The following is a 22,066-nucleotide window of genomic DNA, read 5'->3' as shown; positions in this document are numbered from 1 at the left end:
TTTACTTTTTAAGCTTAGAATATAAGTATTTATTATTGTGGAAAGATTTTTCTTAAGAAAGGCTTACAATGATTAATTTAGAATACATTACCAGTGAATTAAAAAATGAAATGAAAATGAATATTCCAGACGAGAGTCAATATTATACTTGGATAGATATTTTAAAACCAATAAATTTTTTTGAAAATACCCTGTATCTTGAAATCCCAAAGTCTAATATGATGTTCATTTACGAAAAGATTTGGGTTTCATCCTTACAAGAGGCAATGGATAAGATTACAAAGGATAAGGGCATTAATTACAAGGTTGTAGTAGTTGCTAGAGATTCTTATAGTTACAACAAAATCCTTGCTTTGGGCAAAAATTATGACAATGACGGGCAGATGAAAATTAAAGAAACTAACGATTTTCCTAAGCCACTTTTGGATAGAAATTATACTTTTGAAAATTTTATCCAAGGTAAGTCCAACCAATACGCTCTGGCAATTGCAAGCGCTGTTACCCAAAATATTATAAATGGAGATTCTACAAAAATTTATAATCCCTTGTTTATTTATGGGGCTTCAGGTCTTGGCAAAACTCACTTAATGCAAGCTATAGCCCATAAAATTTTGGAAGCTCGTGATGATTTGTATGTTATGTATATTTCCAGTGAGCGTTTTACAAACGAATTGATTGCTAGTATCCAACCAACAAGCAAGGTTAAAAACCAAAACCTAAACCAAGAATTTAGAGAAAAATACCGCTCGGCTGATGTTCTATTAATAGATGATATACAATTTTTATCTAATAAAGAAGGAACTCAAACAGAATTATTCCACACCTTTAACGATCTATATTATGCTGATAAACAAATTGTTTTATCATCTGATAGGCCTCCACTAGAGATAAAAGATTTGGAAGATAGGCTTTTATCAAGATTTTCTTGGGGAATTACTGTCGATATACAAAAACCTGATTTTGAAACGAGAGTTGCAATTTTGCAAAAAAAATCAGATGAATTAGGCACTTATATTGACCCAGAAATTTTAACTTATATAGCAGAAAATATAGATACAAATATTAGAGATTTGGAAGGAGCCTTATCAACTGCCATAGCCTATGCTAAGGGTGATAATAGAAGTTACGTAAGCATAGAAGATGCAAGTAAGGGAATTAACACCAGATCTTTAAACAGAAGAAAACATGTAAGTATTTCCGATATACAAAAAAAGGTTGCCGAAAAATATTCCATCAAACTTTCTGATTTGACAGGCAAAAGCAGAAAAAAAGAATTTGTTAGCCCAAGACATATAGCCATGTACTTGTGCAGGGATATTTTGGATGATTCGCTTGTTACTATAGCCAATAGTTTTGACCGTGATCATACGACTTTGATGCATGGTATAGATAAGATAAAAGAGCAAATGGAATTAGATAGTGATTTCAAAGAAGAAATAGAAAGCATAAAAAAATCCATAGTAGAATAATTTCAAAATGTGGATTAATTTGTGGAAAAGTCAGTGGATATTTAAATTTAGATTTAAAAAAAAATTCTTAAATTTAATATGTGGATAAGTCCCCAAGTTATTATAGGCTTATCCACAAAAATATTTGAATAAATTTTGGCTTGTTTTAAATAATAAAGCTACTTATCCACATTTATACAAGACCTACTACTATTACTACTAAATATATATAATAACATGAGGAGAAAACATGAAATTTGAAATTAAACAAAACTCATTGATCAATGCTATCAACATAGCTAACAGAGCTGTATCAAAAAATACCAATATACAAATACATGAATTAATATACTTTCAAGCAGAAAATGATAGCTTAATTCTTACAGCTTTTGACGGAGAAATCACTATAAGAACTTCAGTAAAAGCAAAAGTTCTAGAAAAAGGCGAAGCTGCAATTAAGGCAAATTTGTTTACTAATATTATTAGAAAACTTCCAGATGAGATAATAAGGATTGAAAAATCTGATGGAAAAATCAATATAAGAAATAAATATTCTAACTTTAATCTTATAGCTTTTGAATATTTTGAGAAAAAAGATATAGAACTTCCATCTACAAATCCAATAGAAATAGCTAATGACAAGCTAAAAAGATCTATAGTTCAAACAGAATTTGCCACAAGTTTGGATGAAACAAAACTTGCTTTAACAGGAATTTTATTTGAGCTAAAAGATTCAAATTTAACTATGGTTGCCTTAGATGGTTATAGGGTAGCTTTAAAGAAAAATAAAATAGATTATCAGTCAGATTTTGAAAATCAAAGTTTTATAATACCAAAAAGATCCCTTATAGAATGGTCTAGGATTGTTTCTGATGACGATATTACAAAAATTTATAAGGCTGATAATGACCTAGCTTTTCAAAGTCAAAACACTATTATGTATTGCAGAGTAATTGATAAAAATTTCATCGACTACAGAAATATTATAAATGATATATCTGATACATCTGTAATAATCGATAAAACGTCTTTGGTTTCTGCCCTAGACCGTGCTCAAGTTTTATCAGATCCAGGACGAGCAAATTTGATCCGCATAGAAATAACTGATGATGCTATGGTTATAAAATCAAATTCAGAAATAGGAGATGTTAAAGAAGTTATAGGAGTAAAAAAAGACGGTCCAAACTTAAATATTGCCTTTAATGCAAGATATATGCAAGAAGGAGTTAGAGCATTTGATAGCGAAAAGATAAAATTAAATTTCAAATCATCCTTAAATCCTTGCCTAATTTATCCGGTTGATAGCAAGTACGAAGATGAAAATTTAACCTATTTGGTATTGCCAGTTAGACTTGCAAACTAGGAGCAATTATGAAAAAACTAGAATTTGAAACTTCAATGATAAGTCTAAAAGATCTGCTAAAGGCTACTAATCTTGTTTCATCAGGTGGCCTTGGCAAAGCTATTATAAAAGATCAAGGAGTTTTAGTAAATGGAGATATTTGTTTTGTTCCTGGCAAAAAACTTTACAAAAACGATCAAATTATTTTTGAAGATTATGAAATTACTATAATATAATGTGGATTAGCAATATAAATTTAGATTCATTTAGAAATTATAATAAGGCAAAGGTTGAATTTTCCAAGGGGATAAATATTTTTATTGGAGATAATGCTCAAGGCAAAACTAATCTTTTGGAGTCCATCTATTATTTGGCCAATGCCACAAGCTTTAAAAAAATAAGAGATAATGACATTATAAGTTTTAAAAAAGATAAGATGAGCCTTGATGGAATTATTAGAAAAGATAAGTATTTTAAACACGTCTATATAAATATTTCAGATAAAGAAAAGAATATCTACGTAAATGAAGTAAAATATGATAGGAACAAAGATCTTAGAGCTTTATTTTCTATAGTGCTTTTTACCCCAGAAGATTTGATGATAATAAAAGATGGTCCAAATCTAAGGCGTGAATTAATTGATGAAATAATAACAAGCTTAGATTTCTCTTATAAGCCTATTAAAAAAGAATATGATAAGCTTATTTTTCAAAGAAATAAGCTATTAAAAAATCAATCTATCCCTTATTTTTATGAGCAAATTGATGCTTTTGATAAGTCCATTAGCAAATTTGCCTATAGAATTTATCAAAAAAGAGAAAAAATTATTAAATTTTTAGATAAGTATGCCTATTCTTACCATTATTATTTATCAGCTGGCAAAGAAAAATTAAGGCTAGCTTATAAGGCTAATATCAGGGCAAATTCTAAGGAAGAATACTACCAACAATTATTAGCAAATAGAAAAAATGACCTAAAATATCAAACAACCCAAGCTGGCATTCACAAAGACGAAATAGAAATTACGATAAATGATAAATTAATCAAAAATTTTGGATCCCAAGGCCAGCAAAGATCAGCTATATTAAATATCAAACTTGCCCAAGTTAAGCTAATTAAGGAAGTGACAGGTGAAAAATCTGTCATTTTATTTGACGATGTTTTTTCAGAATTAGACGAAAAAAGATCAGCTTTTCTCTTAAAAAACTTAAAAGATTACCAAACAATTATAACAGCGACAAACACCAAAAGTTTGGATATGATAGATCAATCGACTATTAGATACATAAAAAATGGCGAAATTTACAATAAATTACCGTAATTTTATGCTTAGAAAGGAAAATTATGACACAAAGTAATTATGATGCAGCAAATATAAAGGTCTTAGAAGGCTTAGAACCAGTTCGCCTAAGGCCAGGAATGTATATAGGTTCAACAAGTGAGAAAGGCCTTCACCACCTTGTTTATGAGGTAGTTGATAACTCAATAGATGAGGCCTTGGCTGGTCGTTGTGATTATATAAAAGTAAGTATTTCAGAAGATAACATAGTAACAGTTGAAGATGACGGTTCAGGAATTCCAGTAAAAGAACATCCACAAACTCACAAATCAACCCTTGAAACAGTTTTAACAGTTTTACACGCTGGTGGAAAATTCGACTCATCCGCCTACCAATTTTCTGGTGGACTTCACGGAGTTGGAGTTTCTGTAGTAAACGCCCTATCAGAATTTCTAATAGCAGATGTAAAAAGAGATGGACATCTTTATAGGATGACTTTTGAAAGAGGAAAAGCTACTAGTAAATTACAAGTTCTTGGCGATACAGAAGAAACTGGAACAACCATAAGCTTTAAGGCAGATCCAGAAATTTTTGATACTACAGTTTTTGACAAAAAAACTTTAGAGAGAAGATTTCGTGAGATGGCATTTTTAAATTCTGGCGTACAAATTATTTTTGAAGATAAAAGAGATAATTCAACCCAAACTTTCAAATATGACGGTGGACTTAGGGAATTTGTAACATATCTAAATCGCAACAAAGATGCGATAATGACAGAAGTTCCACATTTTTTGGGCACTCAAGAAGAAACAGGAATAGAAATTGCCTTTCAATACACAGATTCCTACAATGAAAATATTTTAACCTTTGCCAACAATATTCTAACCCCAGAAGGCGGTACTCACTTATCAGGTTTCCGCTCAGCCTTGACCCGTGGAATAAATGATTATGCTAGAAAATATAAAATAATCAAAGATAATGAGGAAAATCTTCAAGGTGAAGATGTTAGAGAGGGAATGACAGCTATAGTTTCTGTAAAAATTTCCAATCCTCAATTTGAGGGACAAACCAAGGCAAAACTTGGAAATTCAGAAGTTCGTGGAGCTGTAGATAGCTTTTTCTCTAGCAAATTAGAAAGCTTTTTGGAAGAAAATCCAAAAGTTGCTCAGACTATATTAGATAAGGCTCTACAATCAAGAAGAGCAAGAGAGGCGGCAAGAAAGGCAAGAGATCTTACAAGAAAAAGATCAATCCTTGATTCTGCAACTCTTCCAGGCAAACTTGCCGACTGCCAATCAACCGACATTAGTGAAAATGAAATCTTCATAGTCGAGGGTAATTCAGCTGGTGGTTCAGCCAAAGGTGGCAGAGATAATAGAATTCAAGCCATACTTCCTTTGCGTGGGAAAATCCTAAATGTAGAAAAAGCAAAACTTGATAGAATCCTAAATTCCGAAGAGATAAAGGCTATGATAACAGCTTTTGGTACAGGTATTGCCAATGATTTTGATATATCAAAACTTAGATATGGAAAAATCATAATAATGACAGATGCCGATGTCGACGGAGCTCATATTCGTACACTTTTACTAACTTTCTTTTATAGATATATGAAAGAATTAATTGATGGTGGCCATGTTTATGTTGCCCAACCACCTTTATATAAAATTTCCCAAGGAAGAAGCGAACGTTATGTATATTCTGATAACGAACGCGATATGGTTCTAAAAGATATAGGGGATAATCCTTATAAGATTCAAAGATACAAGGGACTTGGTGAAATGAATGCCGAGCAACTTTGGGATACGACTATGAATCCTGATAATAGAGTTCTTTTACAAGTAATGGAAGATAGCGAATCCACAAGCCTTGATGATACATTTTCCTTACTTATGGGCGAAAAAGTTGAACCACGTCGTGAATTTATAGAAGAAAACGCCAAATACGTAAGTAATATTGACGTATAGGAGTAATGATGACAGAAATTAATAATAATGACAATATAATAACTATAGATCTTGAAGAGAAAATGAAAGAGTCCTACCTAGATTATTCCATGAGCGTCATAGTTTCACGTGCATTACCAGATGTACGCGATGGTCTAAAACCAGTTCATAGGCGTATACTTTATGGAATGGAAGGCTTAGGACTTGATCCAAACAAACCAACCCGTAAGTCAGCAAGAGTAGTCGGCGATGTAATGGGTAAATATCACCCTCATGGTGACAGCGCAATTTATGATGCCCTAGTTCGTCTTGCCCAAGATTTCTCAACCAGATATCCCCTAGTACAAGGCCAAGGTAACTTTGGTTCTGTTGATGGCGATGATCCTGCTGCTATGCGTTATACAGAAGTTAGGATGAGCAAAATCGCCAAGGAAATGCTTAGAGATATCAACAAAGATACAGTTGATTTTATGCCAAACTTCGATGAAGAAGAAAAAGAACCTACAGTTCTTCCAGCAAGATTTCCAAATCTTTTGGTAAATGGTTCAAATGGTATCGCTGTTGGTATGGCAACAAATATGGCTCCTCATAATCTTAACGAAGCAATTGATGCATCAATTGCCTACATGAAAAATCCAGAAATTACCATAGAAGACTTAAATAAAATCATAAAAGGTCCGGATTTTCCAACTGGAGCAAAAATTCTTGGCAAAAATGGTATAAGAGAAGCTTACAAAACAGGTCGTGGCAAGGTAAAACTTCGCGGCATTGCAAAAATTGAGCCGTTTAAGAAAAATCGCGAGAGAATCATTGTAACAGAAATTCCTTACCAAGTTAACAAGGCAAGGCTAATAGAAAAAATAGCAGATCTTGTAAAAGATAAGAGAATTGATGGCATATCTGATATCCGCGATGAATCTGACAGAAAAGGTATGCGCATTGTAATTGAAATAAAACGTGATTACAACGCCAACATAGTTTTAAATAATCTTTATAAGTATACCCAACTAGAAACAACTTTTGGTATCATAAATCTTGCCTTAGTTGATGGAATTCCAAAGATTTTAACCCTAAAAGAATTAATAAAATACTATATAGACCATCAAAAAGAAGTAGTTACCAGAAGAACACAATTTGACCTAGACAAGGCAAAGGCTCGTAAGCACATAGTTGAAGGTTTGATAATAGCTATTGATAATATAGATGAAATAATAAAAATCATCAGATCTTCTTACGACGATGCAGAAATTAAGAGAATTTTCCTTGAAAGATTTGGCTTATCAGATCTACAATCTCAAGCTATCCTAGATATGAGATTAAAACGTCTATCAGGTCTTGAAATTGAAAAGCTAAACGCTGAAAATAAGGAACTTGAACAAACAATTTCTTATCTACTTTCAATACTTAACTCAGAAGAAAAATTAATTAAGCTTATAGAAGAAGAATTAAATGAGATTAAGGAAAAATATGGAGATAAGCGCCGCACAAAAATTGTAAAAGATGAAGGCGAAATCGACATAGAAGAATTGATCGAAAAAGAAGACATACTAATAACCCTAACCAACGATGGTTATATAAAAAGACTTCCTGTAGATACCTACAGAGTCCAAAATAGGGGAGGTAAGGGAATATCTGCGGCAAATACCAAAGAAGATGACTATATCAAAAGAATAATGACAACCAATACTCATGAAGACTTGTTATTCTTTACATCTTTAGGAAGAGTTTATTCGCTAAAAGGCTACGAAATCCCAGAAGGATCTAGGACAAGCCGTGGCCAAGCCATAATAAATATCTTGTCATTAAATTCTGGCGAAAAAATCACAGAAATAATGACCCTATCAGATCTAAAAGAAGATGATCAAATAGTTCTACAAACAAGAAATGGCAAAATCAAAAAAACCGATGCCAAAAATTTCAAATCCATTCAAAGAAATGGAATAATTGCCATAGGTCTTGAAGAGGGCGATAAATTAATATCTGCTCGTCATATAGAAAAAGAAGAAGAGCTAATAATTTCGACCAAAAATGGAATGACTATCCAATTTTCCACAAAAGATGTTAGAAATATGGGTCGTCAAGCTCGTGGAGTTCGTGCAATAAGACTAAACAAAGATGATCAAGTTGTAGCAATGAACATCAAGGGCAGCGAAACCTACCTACTTGTTGTAACAGAAAATGGTTTTGGCAAAAAAACTTCCTTTAACAATTTCAAAAACCAAAGCAGGGGTGGAAAGGGAATAAAATGCCACAAAGTTACAGAAAAAACAGGCTTTGTAGTAGACACCATTCCAGTAGATCTTGAAGATGATATAATGATGGTATCACTAAAAGGCGATATAATAAGAATAAAAGCAAAAGATATTTCTACAACAGGAAGAAATACCATGGGAGTTACCCTTAAAAATCTAGCAGATGAAAATGACAAGATCGTTTCAGTAACCAAATACGACCCGAGCTTAGAAGAAGTGGAAAAATAAAATGTTTGATACAAAAATAGAAAATTGCGAAAATTATCAAAAAATATCCTTAACAGGAGATCTGGACGTTTATTCAGAAGAAGAATTCAAAAAATTCATCGACGAAAAAATCGATGCTAATAAAGACATAGTTTTTGATCTAGAAAAGCTAGATTATCTCGACTCAACAGGACTTGGAATGTTTATGACAGTCTATAATATGCAAAAATCCAAGGATAAAAAAGTAAAGATAATAAACAGCAAAGAAAACATCAAAAAACTCTTTAAAATAACAGATCTCTTTGATCTTTTTGCCATGGAGTAGAAAATGGAAAAAATAACTATAAATATTCCTGCAAAGTCAAATTACATCAAGTCAATAAGACTCTTTACAGCTTCCCTTGCAAGCGATCTTGGCTTTAACATCGAAGAAATAGAAGATCTAAGAGTAGTTGTAAGTGAGGCTATAAATTATAAACTAAGCGAAGAAGAAATCAAAATTGAGTTTTTGCCTAAGGAAAAAAACTTGACAATCAAAGTTTATGGCAAAGATAAATCCTTAGATCAAAAAGCACTACAAATGCGCGATCTAATCCTAAAAGAATTGGCAGATGAAGTAAAAATAAGTGAGGATACTATCCAAATAACAAAAAGGGCATAAAAATGACAAAAAAACAAGAGCCAGCAAAAACTGACCAAGCCTACAAAGACCAAATAAAAAAGAAATTTGAAGAGTTTTACCTTACTCGTGATAAGAAACTAAGAGATGAGCTTATAGAAGAGCATATGTATATAGTGGACATCTTATCAAACAAATACGTCGGCAAAGGCATAGAAAAAGATGACCTTTACCAAGTAGCAAGCCTTGGACTAATATATGCCATAGATAGGTATGAACCGGACAAGGGTTATGAATTTTCATCATTTGCAACGCCAACCATAATGGGAGAATTAAAGCGCTATTTTAGAGATAAGGGTTGGGTAATAAGAGTTCCAAGACGCATACAAAACCTCTACAAAAAAATAAACACTGCCAAAAAAATCCTTCCTCAAGAACTTCAAAGAACTCCAACAATCAAAGATATAGCAGATTATATAGGAGAAGACGAAGAAACAATTCTTGAAGCAATGGAAGCAAGCAAAGTTTATACTCCCCAAAGTTTGGATATGAAATATCAAGTTCAAAAAGGCGAAAACTCCATAGATCTAGCAGAAATGATAGGAGAAGAAGATAAATCCTTTGACTCAGTAGAACTATCAGACCTAATAGAAAAATCAACCCAAAGACTAAACGATTTGGAAAAAGAAATCCTAGACTTAAGATACTACCAAGGCAAAACCCAAATAGACATAGCCAAAAGTCTTAACATAAGCCAAATGACAGTATCAAGAATAGAAAAGAAAATCACTCAAAAATTCACCATGGAATTAGAAAAAACCAATGAAATATAAAAAAAGGCTAGCAAAAGATGATAAAAATCAATCATCCAAATTTGCTAGCCTTTTATAAGATTTTCAAAAATTACAAGGAAGTTATATGGATAAGTTTAATAGATTTTTTAAGAAAAATAAATTATCAAAAAAGCTTATAATTTTTTGCCTTTTGGGGGTTTTGGCTTTTTTTAACAAAAATTTTACTGATGATTCTGATATTTCCAAGGATTTTTCTACAAATAAAGAAGAAGATTTTTATCAAAAGGCTAAGGTTACCAAGGTGATTGATGGAGATACTATCAAAGTTGATATTGACGGAGAAATATATAAAGTACGATTTATAGGTATAAATTGCCCGGAAATTGGAGAAAATGAGGAATTTTTCGGCAAAGAAGCCAAAGAATTTACCAAAGAAAAACTATATGATAGGGAAATTTTTTTGCAAAAAGATGTTTCTGAAACTGACAAGTATGGGAGATTACTTAGGTATGTTTGGCTAGAAAAGCCTAAAGACTTGAATAATCCTAGCAAAGACGAAATTAGAGATTCATCTATTAATGGAATTTTGGTAAGAGAAGGCTATGCCAAAGCCAATTATTATCCACCTGATACTAGCTATACAAAATTTTTAAAGGAAATAGAAAAACAAGCAAAAAAGGAAAATTTATCTATGTGGAATGAAAAGCAAAGATTTGAGTGGGAAGATTTAAACCCCAAGAGATAAATTTTATATTTAAAATAGAAAGTCAAATTATATTTGAATATTTAAAAAACTAGCAGCAAAATTTTATTGCTACTAGCTTTTTTTGTTCAAATTATAGATAATATTAAGTCCCCTAAGGGCAAGGTTAGGGACTTTTTTTGCTTGATATTTTTCATCTTCTATTAGATCTATAAAAGGCCCTGTTAGTAAGATTTGGGTGTTTTCTTCTTCTTGATATTTTTCAATTATTTGATTAACTATCCCCCACACTGAATTTTTGTAGGCGAGGTAGATGCCATTTTGCATGGCTTTTGTTGTCGAATTGCCTAAAATATTTGTCGTTTTTTTTATTTCTATTTGTGGTAGTTTGGAGCTTTCCAAAAATAGAGATTTTTGATAAAGGTCGATTCCTGGAAAGATTAGTCCGCCCATAAATTCTTTTTTGCTATTGATATAGTCAATTGTCGTTATTGTCGATGCTGATATGATAATTGAATTTTCATCATTTATTTTATTTGCACAAACTGCTCTTATTATTCTATCGCTGCCGACATCTTTGGGATTTTCGCATTTGATATTTATGCCGATTTTAAGTCCAGCTGAAATTAGCATGGGACTTTTGCCTGTGATTTTTTGTGAAATTTCGTTATATATTAAATCTAGCTCTGGAACTACAGATGAGATTATTATTTGATCTATATCTTCTAAATTTATATTATTTTCCAGCAAAAGTAGCTTTATTAGAAGTTTTAATTCGCTAGGGCTTTTGTTTCTATCACTCCCAATGGAAAATTTACAGAGCATATTTTCTCTATCAAAAACTCCAAAATCCGTTATTTTATTTTCTATATCAATTGCTAAAAGCATCTTATCTCCTTGATTTATTGAGAGCTTTGATTACTGCTGTTGTAAGTATTACTGATAATATTGCCTCAGGAATTCCACTTGTTATTGTTACACCAAGTATTGCAGATTTGGCATTTTCCATTGGAATTCCAAGTGTTTCCACATAAGCTTTGGCATAGATTAAATAAATTCCTCCCAAAACCAAAATTGTATTGGTCATTGATCCTACAAAAGCTCCCATAGCTATTGGGAAGTCTGCCTTGTCGGATTTTCTGGAATAAACAAATAGGCCTAAGCAAACTAATAGTAAAATTACAACAAAGATGATATTTGAAGTTGATTTACCTGCATTGATATTTTTATAAAGTAAATATCCTAGACCAAGTGAAATTATTATCCACAAGCCTTCTGAAAGTTTTTTTAGATTTGAATTACTTAGTTTTTTAAAGCCAACATAGGCATAGTAACTTGTAATACCAATTAGTACTCTAGGCACAATTGATATAAGTGGATTGTAAAATACGAAAGAAACTGGACTTGGATTTCTCAAAAGAGCATTAAGAAGTGATGAAACTCCAAAAATAAGTCCTACAAGTGCGCCTACAACAGGCCCTTCTGCTATAGCTCCAATAATTACTGGAATATGCATAGTTGTCGCATTAATAAATCCCAAAGGAATAAGACCAAGTGGGGTTAAGCTTAATACAACAGTAATTGCACCAAGCATAGCAGCTGTAACAAGTTTTCTACTAGTAATAGTAGTTGATTGTGATTTAACCATTTTTCCTCCTGATATGGTTCATATAGATACCATTCTTTGCATCAAAAGATGCTAGTAACAAAATTTACTAATAGCTAAGATAAAAATAGTATCTCCAAAAATTGTGAGATCTAAAAATAGCTATAAGCTTGTCTAAATTATAACAAATACTGCACGATAAGTAAAGATAGTTTTAAAATAAATAATTTTGTAAGGGAAAAATCATCTATAAATTCTATATATGAGTGTAAGGCAATTACAAAATATTTAGGAGGAAAAAATGAAATTACAATTAAGATTTAGCATATTAAATGCCGACAATAGCAAAAAGAAAGTTACTAAGACATTTTCAAACATCAATGAAAATGCAACAAATGAACAGTTCAAGGAATTTGCCCAAAGCTACACATCATTAATGGATGCAAGTGGCCTTGAAGTTTATCTAATAACTGTAGCAGAAATTTAAGGAGGAAATAAATGTCAATGAGAAAATTAAAATTATACTTTAAAGATCAAATACAAAACGAAAAATCATTAACAATAGATTATCCAAAAGCAGACTATGATGGAAAAATGCTTTCTGAAACTATGGATAAAATCATAGCTTCCAAAGTATTACTTACCAAAAATGGACCAATAGTTGCCAAAACTAAGGCAGAAATCGAGACGATTGATAAAAAAGAAATAACTTTAGGTTAAAAAAAGCTGGTATGAAATTTCATACCAGTTTTTAATATGTTCCAAGGAAAAGATAGGAAATAAATTTTACTCTTATCTTATAAAAAATATTTGTAAAAAGAAAAGTTATAAGAGAGGATGTTAGAAGAATAAAAATTACTTCTATATGGAAATAATTTGTCAAAACCATAAAAACTAGGGGATTTATATATAAAAATCCCATAAGCAAATATTTTTCAAAACTTACATTTTCTGGAGTTTTATCGGCCTTTAAGATGATATAAGTTAAGAAAAATAAGGATAGATAAATTCCTATGTAATATTTAAAATAGAAATTTACTAGATAAAATTCTAAAGCAAATAAAACAGCTGACAAAATACACAAAAGACCGTTAATTTTTATGGCCGGTTTAATTTGAGAACCCATTACATAAAAGGCAAAATAAGCTAGTAGGTCTTTATAATAAAAATCAAAAGGCAAAAAGCTAGTATTTTGCATTACAAGATAGATTAAAAGCGATAAAATTGCCAACATATTTGTAATAATTCTTCCAAAAACCTTGCTTAAAAAAAGCTCTATTAGGAAAAATACTGCAATTACAAAGATCAAATCATAATATTTTATGATAATTTCTTCTAAGTCGTAGAATAATTTCATAGAAAAGTCTAGCTTAAAATTCATCTTATAAAATAAAATAAAGGCCAAATAAAAAACCAAAGGTAGGAATAAAAATCCTACTTTTTTTGTTTCCATAAAGGAAATATTATAGGCAAAATAAGCTATAAGATAGCAATTTATAAGCATGGTAAGGATATTGTTATTAAGTTTTATTTGATTTGCAAAAAATGGCGTAAATAAGCTTAGTATTAATAAAAATGAAGCTAAGCCATCTGCAAAATTAATATTTATCTTTTTCATATTAATATAATATCACTATTTCCAAAAAATTCCCATAAGATGGTATAATATAAGACAAGCGAGGAACTTATGGCAAATAGATCAAGAAATAACAAAAAAACAAATCGTCGTAGAAAAAGAAGAAGATTTTCGGTACTTCCTTATGTGCTTTTAGCAATTTTTTTAATCGGAGGAGCTTTAAGCATATTCATATCCCTTACATCAAATGTCGATAGGAATATTAGAAAGCTTGAAAGCGCAATCAAAACTTACAATGTGGACTATCTAAAAGAAAATACCGACAGACTTCCGATAATTTTGGATGTTTTTAGGAAGTCTTATTCAGAAGATTCCATTAAAGAAGAGGAATTTTACAAAAACAACTTTGCAAATTTATCCATAAAAGTGGAAAATGTTGAGAAAAAAGGCAGAGATAAAAAAGTAAAATTAAAGATAGAAAATGTAAATTATATAGATTGTTACAAGCAAACGAAAGAAAATGAAGATGAAAATATCTTGCACAATAATTACATGGAAGAATTATCCAAAGAAAATCAAAAAAAATCCAGCAGAGAAGCAACTGTATTTTTGGAAAGAAATATAAAAGGCTACAAAATCTATGAATCAAAAGATTTTATCAACGCCATTTTTGGTGGAGCTTTGGATTATGCTGATGATTTGACTAATAAAAAAGAAGAAAATACAGACCAAGAAGTAAAAGAAAATCAAGAAGAAAAAGAAAATCAAGAAAACAAAGATCAAACAGACAAAAAAGATCAGGGCAAGAACTAAGAGCATTTTTAGTTGAAAGAAGGTAATTTTGCTAAATGAAAATTATTCTATAAGGCAAACAAAAAAAACTTTGGCAAAGAGAAATCCAGTAATTACTGTAGTTATTTTATTTTTAGCTATGGAAATTCCAGGATTTTTCCTAGCTATGATATTTAGATCTTTCTTTGCAAATGAAGAAAATTTTGATTTATTAGAAATTTTAAATAATCCAGACGATAAAATCCTCTTGTTTTTACTTTTTATGACTCTTTTTGTCGTGATTTTAGGATTTATTTTTGGGAAATTTTTCCAAAAAAGAAATTTAGAGTCTTTTGGACTAAAAAATCCAAATAGGAAGATTAATTATTTAAGGGGCCTAGTTTTAGGCTTTGCCATGCTTGCTATTGCAGTTTTGCTATTAAAAATTATAGGAGCCGTAGATTTAACAAATAATTTGGCAAATGTTTCGCCTTTTATTTTTATTCTCTTTATAATTGGCTGGATGATTCAAGGTTTTGAAGAAGAGTTTATGATTAGATCTATTTTGATGAATTATTTTGCAAGCCTTAATACGGTCTTTCTTGGGATAATTGCCAATAGTTTGATTTTTGCAATTTTACATTTGGGTAATGACGGTTTTTCTTTTTTGCCCTTTATAAATATTTTTTTTATGGGACTTGTTTTTTCTTTTCTTTTTTATATTTCTGATGATATAATGCTTTCTGCGGCAGCTCATAGTATGTGGAATTTTGCCCAGGGAAATATTTTTGGCATCAGCGTTAGTGGAAATTTTCCTATCAAAAATTCAATTTTTAAGGCAAGTTTTATTGGAAATGATATGTTTACAGGTGGAGATTTTGGCATTGAAGGGGGACTTGCCGTAACTTTTGTCGAGATTACTGCAATTATTATCTTATACAAATTGGCAAAAGAAAAAAGCAAAGAATATGAAAAATATAAAAGGCTTGAGGATTTATAGATCCCAAGCCTTAATTTTTTAGTAACCAGCTTTGCCTAGTAGTTTAAACATTTGACTTTTGTATTCTTCAACTCCAGGTTGGTTAAATGGATTTACTCCAAGCATATAACCTGAAACTCCTACTGCAATTTCAAAGAAATAGTAAAGTTCTCCTATGGATTTGGCACTTACTTCATCTAGGATTATTCTTATATTTGGAACTTCGCCTTTGACATGGGCGATGGTTGTTCCTTCCATAGCTTGTTTGTTGATAAAAGATAGGGATTTGCCAGCTAGATAATTTAGGCCATCCAAATTATCCTTATCTTCTTTGACTTTAATATCTTTTTTTGGATTTTTAACTTCAATTACACTTTCAAATATATTTCTCTTGCCATCTTGGATTATTTGTCCAAGTGAGTGCAAATCTGTGGTATTATTTACAGAAACTGGGAAGATTCCGCAGCCGTCTTTGCCTTCGCTTTCTCCGTATAATTGCTTCCACCATTCAGCTATATATTGTAATTTTGGCTCATAATTTACTAAAACTTCAATATCTTTGCCATTTTCATAAAGCATATTTCTAACTGCTGCATATTTTATAGCATCATTTTCAAAAGAATTTTCTTTATATTTGTCATAACCTGACTTAAATCCAGCCATAAATTCGTCTATATCGATGCCAGCTGCTGCAAGTGGCAAAAGTCCAACAGCAGAAATTACTGAAAATCTTCCGCCTATATCATCTGGAATTACAAAAGTTTCATAGCCTTCAGCATCAGCTAATTCTTTTAGGGCGCCTTTTTTTCTATCGGTTGTTGCAAAAATTCTTTCCTTTGCACCTTCTTTGCCATATTTTTCCTCTATGGCTTCTTTTAAAAATCTAAAAGCTATGGCAGGTTCTGTTGTTGTTCCTGATTTGGAAATTACATTAAGGCTATAATCCTTATCTTTCAAATATTCTAAAAGTTCTGATAAGTACTGGCCAGAAAGATTGTGGCCTGCATAGATTAATTTCACCTTTCTATCTGATGAAAAATATGAATCAAGGGCAAATTCTGTTGCCTTAATTCCTAAATATGAGCCACCAATTCCAATGGATACTAAAATATCACTGGAAGCTTTAATTTTTTCTCCTGCTTTTTTTATTCTTTCAAATTCTTCTTTATCATAATCAACTGGTCTATCAATCCAACCCAAAAAATCATTGCCAGAGCCATTTTTCTTAATTAGGCTATCAAAAGCTTTCATAGCTTTATCTTCATAATTGCAAAGATTTTCACACTCGATATTAGTTAAATCTATTTTCATACATGCCTCCTTTATATTATTTTATACCCCAAGATTTGCTTTAAGAAAAAAAGATTAGAAATTTTTTTAAAAGAAGAAAAAATAAAAAAAGCTATAGCAAGGAGTCTAGAAAAAAACTTATAAATTCCTAAATTTAGCTAATTAAGAGTCATTTCTTAGCTTGACAAAAAAATTCCTTTTCTATAAAATGAACTTGATATATATTGAAAGGAATATTATGAAACGTGTTTTATTAACAGGAGGAGCAGGCTATATAGGAAGCCACACTGCTGTAGCATTGCTTAAAAATGGCTATGAAGTTGTAATTTATGACAATTTGATCAATTCATCCATTTTAGTTATAGATAGAATCAAAAAAATCACCGGTAAAAATTTGACTTTTTACAAGGCTGATGTACTTGATACAGATTTTCTAAAAGAAGTTTTGATAAAAGAAAAAATTGATACGGTAATTCATTTTGCAGCCCTAAAGTCTGTTAGCGAATCTTTAGAAAAACCACTAGAATATTATAAAAATAACCTTGGAGGAACTTTATCTTTGCTAGAAGCTATGAGAGCCTCTGAGGTTAAAAAAATAATTTTTTCATCTTCTGCTACGGTTTATGGAGATCCCAAAAAAACTCCGATAACAGAAGATTTTCCCAAGGGAATTTGCACCAATCCCTACGGCTGGTCCAAATCTTTTATAGAGCAAATTTTAGTTGATATTAACGGTTCAGATAAGGATTTTAAGGTAGTTTTGCTTAGATATTTTAACCCAATAGGAGCTGATAAGTCTGGAGAAATTGGCGAAGATCCAAGGGGGATTCCAAACAATCTTATGCCTTATATTTGTCAGGTTGCCCTAGGAAAACTTCCTTATCTTCATGTCTATGGCGATGATTACGACACAAAAGATGGAACAGGAATTAGAGATTATATTCACGTAGTGGATCTAGCCTATGGTCATGTACTTGCAGTAGAAAAAATCGATGAGCTAAAATCTCTTGAAATAATAAATCTTGCAACAGGCAGAGGATATTCAGTTTTGGAAGTAGTTTCTGCTTTTGAAAAAGCAAGTGGCAAAAAAATCCCCTACAAAATAGAAGCTCGCAGACCTGGAGATGTGGACAAATCTTTTGCAGATGCATCCTATGCCAAAAAAGTCCTAGGTTGGCAAGCAAAATATGGAATCGATCAAATGTGCGAAGATACATGGAGATGGCAATTAAAAAATCCAAACGGATATGAAAGCGAGGATAAATGAAAAGCACTCTAGTAGTTCTAGCAGCTGGTATTGGCAAAAGATACGGAGCTGGAATCAAACAACTTGCAAAAATGGATAAAAATGACTATGTGATAATCGATTATTCAATCTATGATGCCATAAAAGCAGGCTTTAACAAAGTTGTTTTTATAATAAGAGAAGATATAGAAAAAGACTTCAAAGAAGTAATTGGAGATAGGATTTCAAAAATTATTGATGTTAAATACGCCTACCAAACTTTGGATTTGCCAAAAGGATATGAATTACCAAAAGAAAGAAGCAAACCTTGGGGAACGGTAAATGCCCTAATTGCTTGCAAAGATTTGGTAAATGATCCATTTTTGGTAATAAATGCTGATGATTACTATGGCAAAAAAGCCTTCAAAGACCTAAATAAATTCCTATTAGATCCAGAAAATTTGAACAAAGACAAAATACAAATTGCCATGGCGGGCTACAAACTAAAAAACACCCTATCAAAAAACGGAAGCGTAACCCGTGGAGTTTGCCTTGCAAATGATAAAAATAAATTAGAAAAAATAATAGAAACTCACGAGATAGAAGAAAAAGATGGGAAAATTTCAAGCAAAGAAAACCTATCCGATGATTTATTAAACTTGGAAAGTCTTGTATCCATGAATATGTGGGCAACATATCCAGAATTTATCGATCTTTGCCAAAAGCATTTTGAAAAATTTATTGAAAAAAACAAGGAGAATTTACAAACTGCTGAATATGTTTTGCCAGAAATGATAGAAGAGCTTTTAGTAGAAGAAAAAGCTGAGATAAGTATTTTGCCGACAAGTGATAAGTGGATAGGAATAACCTACAGATCTGATTTGGACCTGGCAAAAAAAGAATTTGAAAAAATGTTAGATGAGGGAATTTACCCAAAAGATATTTGGGCAAAATAAAAATTATAAGTGAAAAAAGTATAGGAGGAATTATGGCTAAAGAAGTCTTACAAATTTCGATAATTTTTATGATTTTTATCGGTCTTTTCCTAGTAACGATGCAAATTGTAAGCGCTAGAAATTTGAAAAAAACCAAAGAAAAGATAAAAGTCTTACAAGAAGCTCTAAAACCAGGAGTAGAAGTAATGCTTTTGGGTGGAATTTATGGAAAGCTTGTAAAATTAAATAAAGATACAGCTCTAATAGAAATTGCAGATAATACCGAAATCAAAGTAGACCGTTCTTCTATACAAGCGATAGTAAAAAATTAAAAATCTACGAGAATTTTACTAAGTCAACTTAGCTATTATGTAAAGGAGTATTTTATGAAAGGAATAATATTAACCAGCCACGGAACTTATGCTTCTGGACTATATCAAACAGTAAAAATGATAGCAGGAGATTTTCCTAATATCAAAATAGTAGAATTTCACGAAGGCGACAATTTAGAAAACTTTGATCAAAAACTAATCGAGGCTTACAATGATCTTACTTACAAAGATATTGTCGTTATAACAGACCTAGCAGGAGGAACTCCTTTTAATAGATCTGTAATGAGCCTTGCTGATAAGGGAAATGTAGCATTCTTATCTGGAGCAAACTTTGCCATGGTCTATCAGGCTCTAAGCTCTGAAATAGAAGATTTATCAGAATTTGTAGCAGATGTATTAGAAAAAGGCAAATCTTCCATAACAAAATTTGACATGGAAGAAGATGATGAAGAAAGCCTAGAAGATGGCATTTAAAATTTATAAAAAATTAAAATCCCCTAACTAGGAATACTAGAGGGGATTTTGTTTTTAATTTTAATAATTCACACAAGAAAAGCGTTTGAAAATGATAATCATTATTTACCATACAAAAGAAATTTACGCTTTTATTGACAAAGTTATTTAAAATTATTATAATATTAGTAAATACATATAAAAAATATTGTATAAAAAAAGGAGTGTACATATGCAATTAAAAGGTAGTAAAACAGCACAAAATCTAATCACATCATTTGCAGGTGAAAGTCAAGCTAATATGAGATACACATTAGCAGCAAAAGTAGCTAAAAAAGAAGGTTATGTTCAAATTTCAAGAATATTTGAAGAAACAGCAATGAATGAAAGAGAACACGCTGCAAGATTTTACAAATTCTTAAAAGAAGAATATGAGCTAGAAGCTATCGAATTAACAGAAGGTTACACAGCTTTCCCAGTTGTTTATCATGACACATTAAAGAACCTTGAAGGCGCTATCGCAGGCGAAAACGAAGAAGCTGAAACAATGTATCCAGAATTTGCAAAAGTTGCAAAAGAAGAAGGATTCAATGAAATAGCTACAGCATTTACCTACATTGGAAAAGTTGAAGAAGCTCACAAAAATAGATTCCAAAAACTTCATGACAATATTGAAGAAGGTAAAGTTTTCGAAAGAGAAGAAAAAGTTTTCTGGATGTGTGGCAACTGTGGTTATATAGTAGAAGCAGAAAAAGCTCCAAAAATTTGCCCAGCTTGTGCTCATGGTCAAGAATACTTTGAAATAGCTAGATTTAACTATTAATTAGATAGATTACAAGGCAGGATTTGAGCCGAACCCCAAAATCCGGAATACGGATGGAGGGGTTTTTTCATGCCAAAATATACAAAAGAATTTAAAATTAGATTAGTGCTAGAATACTTATCAGGTGAAACAGGTGGGCGACCTGCAATAGCAAACAAATATTACATACCTGATAGCACTCTAGAAAATTGGATTAACAAATATAACTCAGGAGGCTTTGATAACTTATCTAAAAAGCTAAACAATAATAAATACACTAGTGAATTTAAACTATCTGTAATACAATATAGGCAAATCAATAATCTATCATACAGAGAAACCGCAGAACATTTTGATATCAGCAATGGCTCAGTAATATTTAACTGGGAGAAAGCATATCAACAACGTGGTTTATCTGGGCTAGAAGATAATAGAGGAAGGCCTAATAAAGATATGTCTAAAGCAGATAAGAAATCTAAGAATCAAAAACCAATAGTAGAGACTGAAAGAGAAGAACTAATCAGACTTAGAGAAGAAAATAGACTTCTAAAAATGCAAATACTATTCGAAAAAAAGTTTCAAGCCTTGCTACTGGAAGAAGAAGCAGAAGCAAGGAAAAAACAAAGATAATACTAAGTCTTCTAGAAGAACACCCTGGTACAAAGATAAGTGAATGGATAACAGTAGCAAAACTTCCTAAATCATCATACTATGAGCGGAAGAGCAAATTAGAAAATCCAATAGACAAAGACAAAGAAATCAAAGAAGAAATCAAGTTAATAGTTAAAGCCAGCAAAGGAAGATATGGATACAGGAGAGTAAATACCGCCCTAAGAAACAAGGGTCTAATAGTAAACCATAAAAGAGTTCTAAGAATCATGAAACAAGAAGGACTCCTATGCACTAAATTTAAAACTAGATCAAGAAAATACTCATCCTACAAGGGACAGGTAGGCAAAGTAGCTCCTAATGTTGTAAATCGTAATTTTAAAGCCAGCAGACCAAATCAACTATGGCTAACAGATGTAACAGAATTTAGAATCAAGGGACGTGAAGAAAGACTATACCTATCACCAATACTAGATGTTTACAACAGTGAGATAATTAGCTATACACTAAGCCATCACCCAACTATTAAACTGACCAACTCAATGTTAGACAAAGCAATAAAAGGTATTAGTACTAAAGACAACTTAGTAATACACTCAGACCAGGGATTCCATTACCAACATAGCTCATGGTCTAGCAAGCTAAGAAAACTAAACATACGACAAAGTATGTCAAGAAAAGGGAATTGTCTAGACAATTCACCAATGGAAAACTTCTTTGGTCTACTCAAACAAGAAATGTACTACGGTGTAGAATTTAAGAATTATGAACAATTAAGAAAAGAAATAGAATCATACATCAAATGGTACAATGAAGACAGGATAAAGGCAAAATTAAACGGAATGTCCCCTGTTGATTACAGATTACATTCCGCTTAAAATATTATTAAGTTATTCCG

At 31.4% G+C, this 22,066-nt stretch carries 25 protein-coding genes; 21 read left to right on the top strand and 4 right to left on the bottom strand.

Annotated features, from left to right (window positions below; translation table 11 throughout):
- The first annotated feature begins 68 nt into the window (after positions 1–68).
- The 10 genes from dnaA (at position 69) to GAN53_RS02830 (ending at position 10,632) form a co-directional block, all read left to right on the top strand.
- Positions 69–1,469 (top strand): chromosomal replication initiator protein DnaA, encoded by a 1,401-nt coding sequence (gene dnaA / locus GAN53_RS02875; RefSeq protein WP_192574077.1) that lies wholly within the window; start codon positions 69–71, stop codon positions 1,467–1,469.
- Between the two features lie 229 nt (positions 1,470–1,698).
- On the top strand, positions 1,699–2,811 hold the full coding sequence (dnaN, locus tag GAN53_RS02870) for a DNA polymerase III subunit beta (RefSeq protein ID WP_151409491.1): 1,113 nt from the start codon (positions 1,699–1,701) through the stop codon (positions 2,809–2,811).
- Between the two features lie 8 nt (positions 2,812–2,819).
- Complete coding sequence (locus tag GAN53_RS02865) at positions 2,820–3,026, top strand: RNA-binding S4 domain-containing protein (RefSeq protein WP_151409490.1); 207 nt, start codon at positions 2,820–2,822, stop codon at positions 3,024–3,026.
- The gene (gene recF, locus GAN53_RS02860; protein WP_151409489.1) at positions 3,026–4,111 is read left to right on the top strand and encodes a DNA replication/repair protein RecF; all 1,086 of its coding nucleotides are present in this window, start codon (positions 3,026–3,028) and stop codon (positions 4,109–4,111) included. The genes GAN53_RS02865 and recF overlap by 1 nt, the downstream gene beginning before the upstream one ends.
- 23 nt (positions 4,112–4,134) lie before the next feature.
- Entirely contained in the window at positions 4,135–6,036 is a 1,902-nt protein-coding gene (gene gyrB / locus GAN53_RS02855) for a DNA topoisomerase (ATP-hydrolyzing) subunit B (RefSeq protein ID WP_151409488.1), read from the top strand.
- Between the two features lie 8 nt (positions 6,037–6,044).
- Complete coding sequence (gyrA, locus tag GAN53_RS02850; RefSeq protein WP_151409487.1) at positions 6,045–8,495, top strand: DNA gyrase subunit A; 2,451 nt, start codon at positions 6,045–6,047, stop codon at positions 8,493–8,495.
- A gap of 1 nt (position 8,496) precedes the next feature.
- Entirely contained in the window at positions 8,497–8,799 is a 303-nt protein-coding gene (locus GAN53_RS02845) for an STAS domain-containing protein (protein WP_151409486.1), read from the top strand.
- A 3-nt stretch (positions 8,800–8,802) separates the two neighbouring features.
- A complete protein-coding gene (locus GAN53_RS02840) occupies positions 8,803–9,135 on the top strand; it encodes an anti-sigma regulatory factor (RefSeq protein ID WP_099321509.1) in 333 nt (110 codons plus the stop codon).
- Between the two features lie 2 nt (positions 9,136–9,137).
- The gene (locus GAN53_RS02835) at positions 9,138–9,926 is read left to right on the top strand and encodes a SigB/SigF/SigG family RNA polymerase sigma factor (RefSeq protein WP_151409485.1); all 789 of its coding nucleotides are present in this window, start codon (positions 9,138–9,140) and stop codon (positions 9,924–9,926) included.
- A gap of 85 nt (positions 9,927–10,011) precedes the next feature.
- Complete coding sequence (locus GAN53_RS02830) at positions 10,012–10,632, top strand: thermonuclease family protein (RefSeq protein WP_151409484.1); 621 nt, start codon at positions 10,012–10,014, stop codon at positions 10,630–10,632.
- 72 nt (positions 10,633–10,704) lie between these two features.
- Here the strand turns inward: GAN53_RS02830 and GAN53_RS02825 are convergent, their stop codons facing one another.
- Together GAN53_RS02825 and GAN53_RS02820 are read right to left on the bottom strand one after the other, a co-directional pair.
- On the bottom strand, positions 10,705–11,478 hold the full coding sequence (locus GAN53_RS02825) for a type III pantothenate kinase (RefSeq protein WP_151409483.1): 774 nt from the start codon (positions 11,476–11,478) through the stop codon (positions 10,705–10,707).
- A 1-nt stretch (position 11,479) separates the two neighbouring features.
- Complete coding sequence (locus GAN53_RS02820; protein WP_151409482.1) at positions 11,480–12,238, bottom strand: ECF transporter S component; 759 nt, start codon at positions 12,236–12,238, stop codon at positions 11,480–11,482.
- A 259-nt stretch (positions 12,239–12,497) separates the two neighbouring features.
- Here GAN53_RS02820 and GAN53_RS02815 point away from each other — a divergent pair, with 259 nt between their 5' ends.
- Positions 12,498–12,683, top strand: a complete 186-nt coding sequence (locus tag GAN53_RS02815) for a hypothetical protein (protein ID WP_151409481.1) — start codon at positions 12,498–12,500, stop codon at positions 12,681–12,683.
- Between the two features lie 17 nt (positions 12,684–12,700).
- Positions 12,701–12,916, top strand: a complete 216-nt coding sequence (locus tag GAN53_RS02810) for a DUF2922 domain-containing protein (protein WP_192574076.1) — start codon at positions 12,701–12,703, stop codon at positions 12,914–12,916.
- A gap of 31 nt (positions 12,917–12,947) precedes the next feature.
- On the opposite strand, the gene GAN53_RS02805 is transcribed toward GAN53_RS02810, so the two are convergent.
- Positions 12,948–13,814: a hypothetical protein gene (locus tag GAN53_RS02805; RefSeq protein ID WP_151409479.1), complete on the bottom strand. Its 867-nt coding sequence runs from the start codon at positions 13,812–13,814 to the stop codon at positions 12,948–12,950.
- Positions 13,815–13,883: 69 nt separating this feature from the next.
- Between GAN53_RS02805 and GAN53_RS02800 the strand changes: the two genes are divergently transcribed.
- A complete protein-coding gene (locus GAN53_RS02800; protein ID WP_151409478.1) occupies positions 13,884–14,585 on the top strand; it encodes a hypothetical protein in 702 nt (233 codons plus the stop codon).
- A gap of 28 nt (positions 14,586–14,613) precedes the next feature.
- Positions 14,614–15,543 carry a CPBP family intramembrane glutamic endopeptidase gene (locus tag GAN53_RS02795; protein WP_151409477.1) on the top strand — a complete coding sequence of 310 codons (930 nt, stop codon included), beginning with the start codon at positions 14,614–14,616 and terminating at the stop codon, positions 15,541–15,543.
- A gap of 18 nt (positions 15,544–15,561) precedes the next feature.
- Here GAN53_RS02795 and GAN53_RS02790 read toward each other — a convergent pair whose 3' ends face one another.
- On the bottom strand, positions 15,562–16,833 hold the full coding sequence (locus GAN53_RS02790; protein WP_151409476.1) for a glucose-6-phosphate isomerase: 1,272 nt from the start codon (positions 16,831–16,833) through the stop codon (positions 15,562–15,564).
- 217 nt (positions 16,834–17,050) lie between these two features.
- Here GAN53_RS02790 and galE point away from each other — a divergent pair, with 217 nt between their 5' ends.
- The 7 genes from galE (at position 17,051) to GAN53_RS02755 (ending at position 22,046) form a co-directional block, all read left to right on the top strand.
- Entirely contained in the window at positions 17,051–18,079 is a 1,029-nt protein-coding gene (gene galE / locus GAN53_RS02785) for a UDP-glucose 4-epimerase GalE (RefSeq protein WP_151409475.1), read from the top strand.
- Positions 18,076–18,993, top strand: a complete 918-nt coding sequence (locus GAN53_RS02780) for a sugar phosphate nucleotidyltransferase (RefSeq protein WP_151409474.1) — start codon at positions 18,076–18,078, stop codon at positions 18,991–18,993. Before galE ends, GAN53_RS02780 begins: the two co-directional genes overlap by 4 nt.
- A 32-nt stretch (positions 18,994–19,025) precedes the next feature.
- On the top strand, positions 19,026–19,304 hold the full coding sequence (gene yajC / locus GAN53_RS02775; RefSeq protein ID WP_151409473.1) for a preprotein translocase subunit YajC: 279 nt from the start codon (positions 19,026–19,028) through the stop codon (positions 19,302–19,304).
- Positions 19,305–19,358: 54 nt separating this feature from the next.
- Entirely contained in the window at positions 19,359–19,778 is a 420-nt protein-coding gene (locus GAN53_RS02770) for a PTS sugar transporter subunit IIA (protein WP_151409472.1), read from the top strand.
- A 211-nt stretch (positions 19,779–19,989) separates the two neighbouring features.
- Positions 19,990–20,580, top strand: coding sequence for a rubrerythrin (gene rbr / locus GAN53_RS02765; protein WP_151409471.1), 591 nt, complete (start codon positions 19,990–19,992; stop codon positions 20,578–20,580).
- Between the two features lie 69 nt (positions 20,581–20,649).
- A complete protein-coding gene (locus GAN53_RS02760) occupies positions 20,650–21,189 on the top strand; it encodes a helix-turn-helix domain-containing protein (RefSeq protein WP_151409470.1) in 540 nt (179 codons plus the stop codon).
- Complete coding sequence (locus GAN53_RS02755; protein WP_151409469.1) at positions 21,123–22,046, top strand: IS3 family transposase; 924 nt, start codon at positions 21,123–21,125, stop codon at positions 22,044–22,046. The genes GAN53_RS02760 and GAN53_RS02755 overlap by 67 nt, the downstream gene beginning before the upstream one ends.
- The last annotated feature ends 20 nt before the right edge of the window (positions 22,047–22,066 follow it).

The sequence above is a fragment of the Anaerococcus sp. Marseille-P9784 genome (assembly GCF_902500265.1).
Lineage (GTDB): Bacteria > Bacillota > Clostridia > Tissierellales > Peptoniphilaceae > Anaerococcus.
Note: the sequence above shows the minus strand (reverse complement) of the source record. Positions and strands in the feature narration are given on the sequence as shown.

Excerpts from the sequence above, each read along its gene's own strand:
- dnaA (WP_192574077.1), top strand. The coding sequence starts at position 69 with ATGATTAATTTAGAATACATTACCAGTGAATTAAAAAATGAAATGAAA.
- dnaN (WP_151409491.1), top strand. The coding sequence starts at position 1,699 with ATGAAATTTGAAATTAAACAAAACTCATTGATCAATGCTATCAACATA.
- GAN53_RS02865 (WP_151409490.1), top strand. The coding sequence starts at position 2,820 with ATGAAAAAACTAGAATTTGAAACTTCAATGATAAGTCTAAAAGATCTG.
- recF (WP_151409489.1), top strand. The coding sequence starts at position 3,026 with ATGTGGATTAGCAATATAAATTTAGATTCATTTAGAAATTATAATAAG.
- gyrB (WP_151409488.1), top strand. The coding sequence starts at position 4,135 with ATGACACAAAGTAATTATGATGCAGCAAATATAAAGGTCTTAGAAGGC.
- gyrA (WP_151409487.1), top strand. The coding sequence starts at position 6,045 with ATGACAGAAATTAATAATAATGACAATATAATAACTATAGATCTTGAA.
- GAN53_RS02845 (WP_151409486.1), top strand. The coding sequence starts at position 8,497 with ATGTTTGATACAAAAATAGAAAATTGCGAAAATTATCAAAAAATATCC.
- GAN53_RS02840 (WP_099321509.1), top strand. The coding sequence starts at position 8,803 with ATGGAAAAAATAACTATAAATATTCCTGCAAAGTCAAATTACATCAAG.
- GAN53_RS02835 (WP_151409485.1), top strand. The coding sequence starts at position 9,138 with ATGACAAAAAAACAAGAGCCAGCAAAAACTGACCAAGCCTACAAAGAC.
- GAN53_RS02830 (WP_151409484.1), top strand. The coding sequence starts at position 10,012 with ATGGATAAGTTTAATAGATTTTTTAAGAAAAATAAATTATCAAAAAAG.
- GAN53_RS02825 (WP_151409483.1), bottom strand. The coding sequence starts at position 11,478 with ATGCTTTTAGCAATTGATATAGAAAATAAAATAACGGATTTTGGAGTT.
- GAN53_RS02820 (WP_151409482.1), bottom strand. The coding sequence starts at position 12,238 with ATGGTTAAATCACAATCAACTACTATTACTAGTAGAAAACTTGTTACA.
- GAN53_RS02815 (WP_151409481.1), top strand. The coding sequence starts at position 12,498 with ATGAAATTACAATTAAGATTTAGCATATTAAATGCCGACAATAGCAAA.
- GAN53_RS02810 (WP_192574076.1), top strand. The coding sequence starts at position 12,701 with ATGAGAAAATTAAAATTATACTTTAAAGATCAAATACAAAACGAAAAA.
- GAN53_RS02805 (WP_151409479.1), bottom strand. The coding sequence starts at position 13,814 with ATGAAAAAGATAAATATTAATTTTGCAGATGGCTTAGCTTCATTTTTA.
- GAN53_RS02800 (WP_151409478.1), top strand. The coding sequence starts at position 13,884 with ATGGCAAATAGATCAAGAAATAACAAAAAAACAAATCGTCGTAGAAAA.
- GAN53_RS02790 (WP_151409476.1), bottom strand. The coding sequence starts at position 16,833 with ATGAAAATAGATTTAACTAATATCGAGTGTGAAAATCTTTGCAATTAT.
- galE (WP_151409475.1), top strand. The coding sequence starts at position 17,051 with ATGAAACGTGTTTTATTAACAGGAGGAGCAGGCTATATAGGAAGCCAC.
- GAN53_RS02780 (WP_151409474.1), top strand. The coding sequence starts at position 18,076 with ATGAAAAGCACTCTAGTAGTTCTAGCAGCTGGTATTGGCAAAAGATAC.
- yajC (WP_151409473.1), top strand. The coding sequence starts at position 19,026 with ATGGCTAAAGAAGTCTTACAAATTTCGATAATTTTTATGATTTTTATC.
- GAN53_RS02770 (WP_151409472.1), top strand. The coding sequence starts at position 19,359 with ATGAAAGGAATAATATTAACCAGCCACGGAACTTATGCTTCTGGACTA.
- rbr (WP_151409471.1), top strand. The coding sequence starts at position 19,990 with ATGCAATTAAAAGGTAGTAAAACAGCACAAAATCTAATCACATCATTT.
- GAN53_RS02760 (WP_151409470.1), top strand. The coding sequence starts at position 20,650 with ATGCCAAAATATACAAAAGAATTTAAAATTAGATTAGTGCTAGAATAC.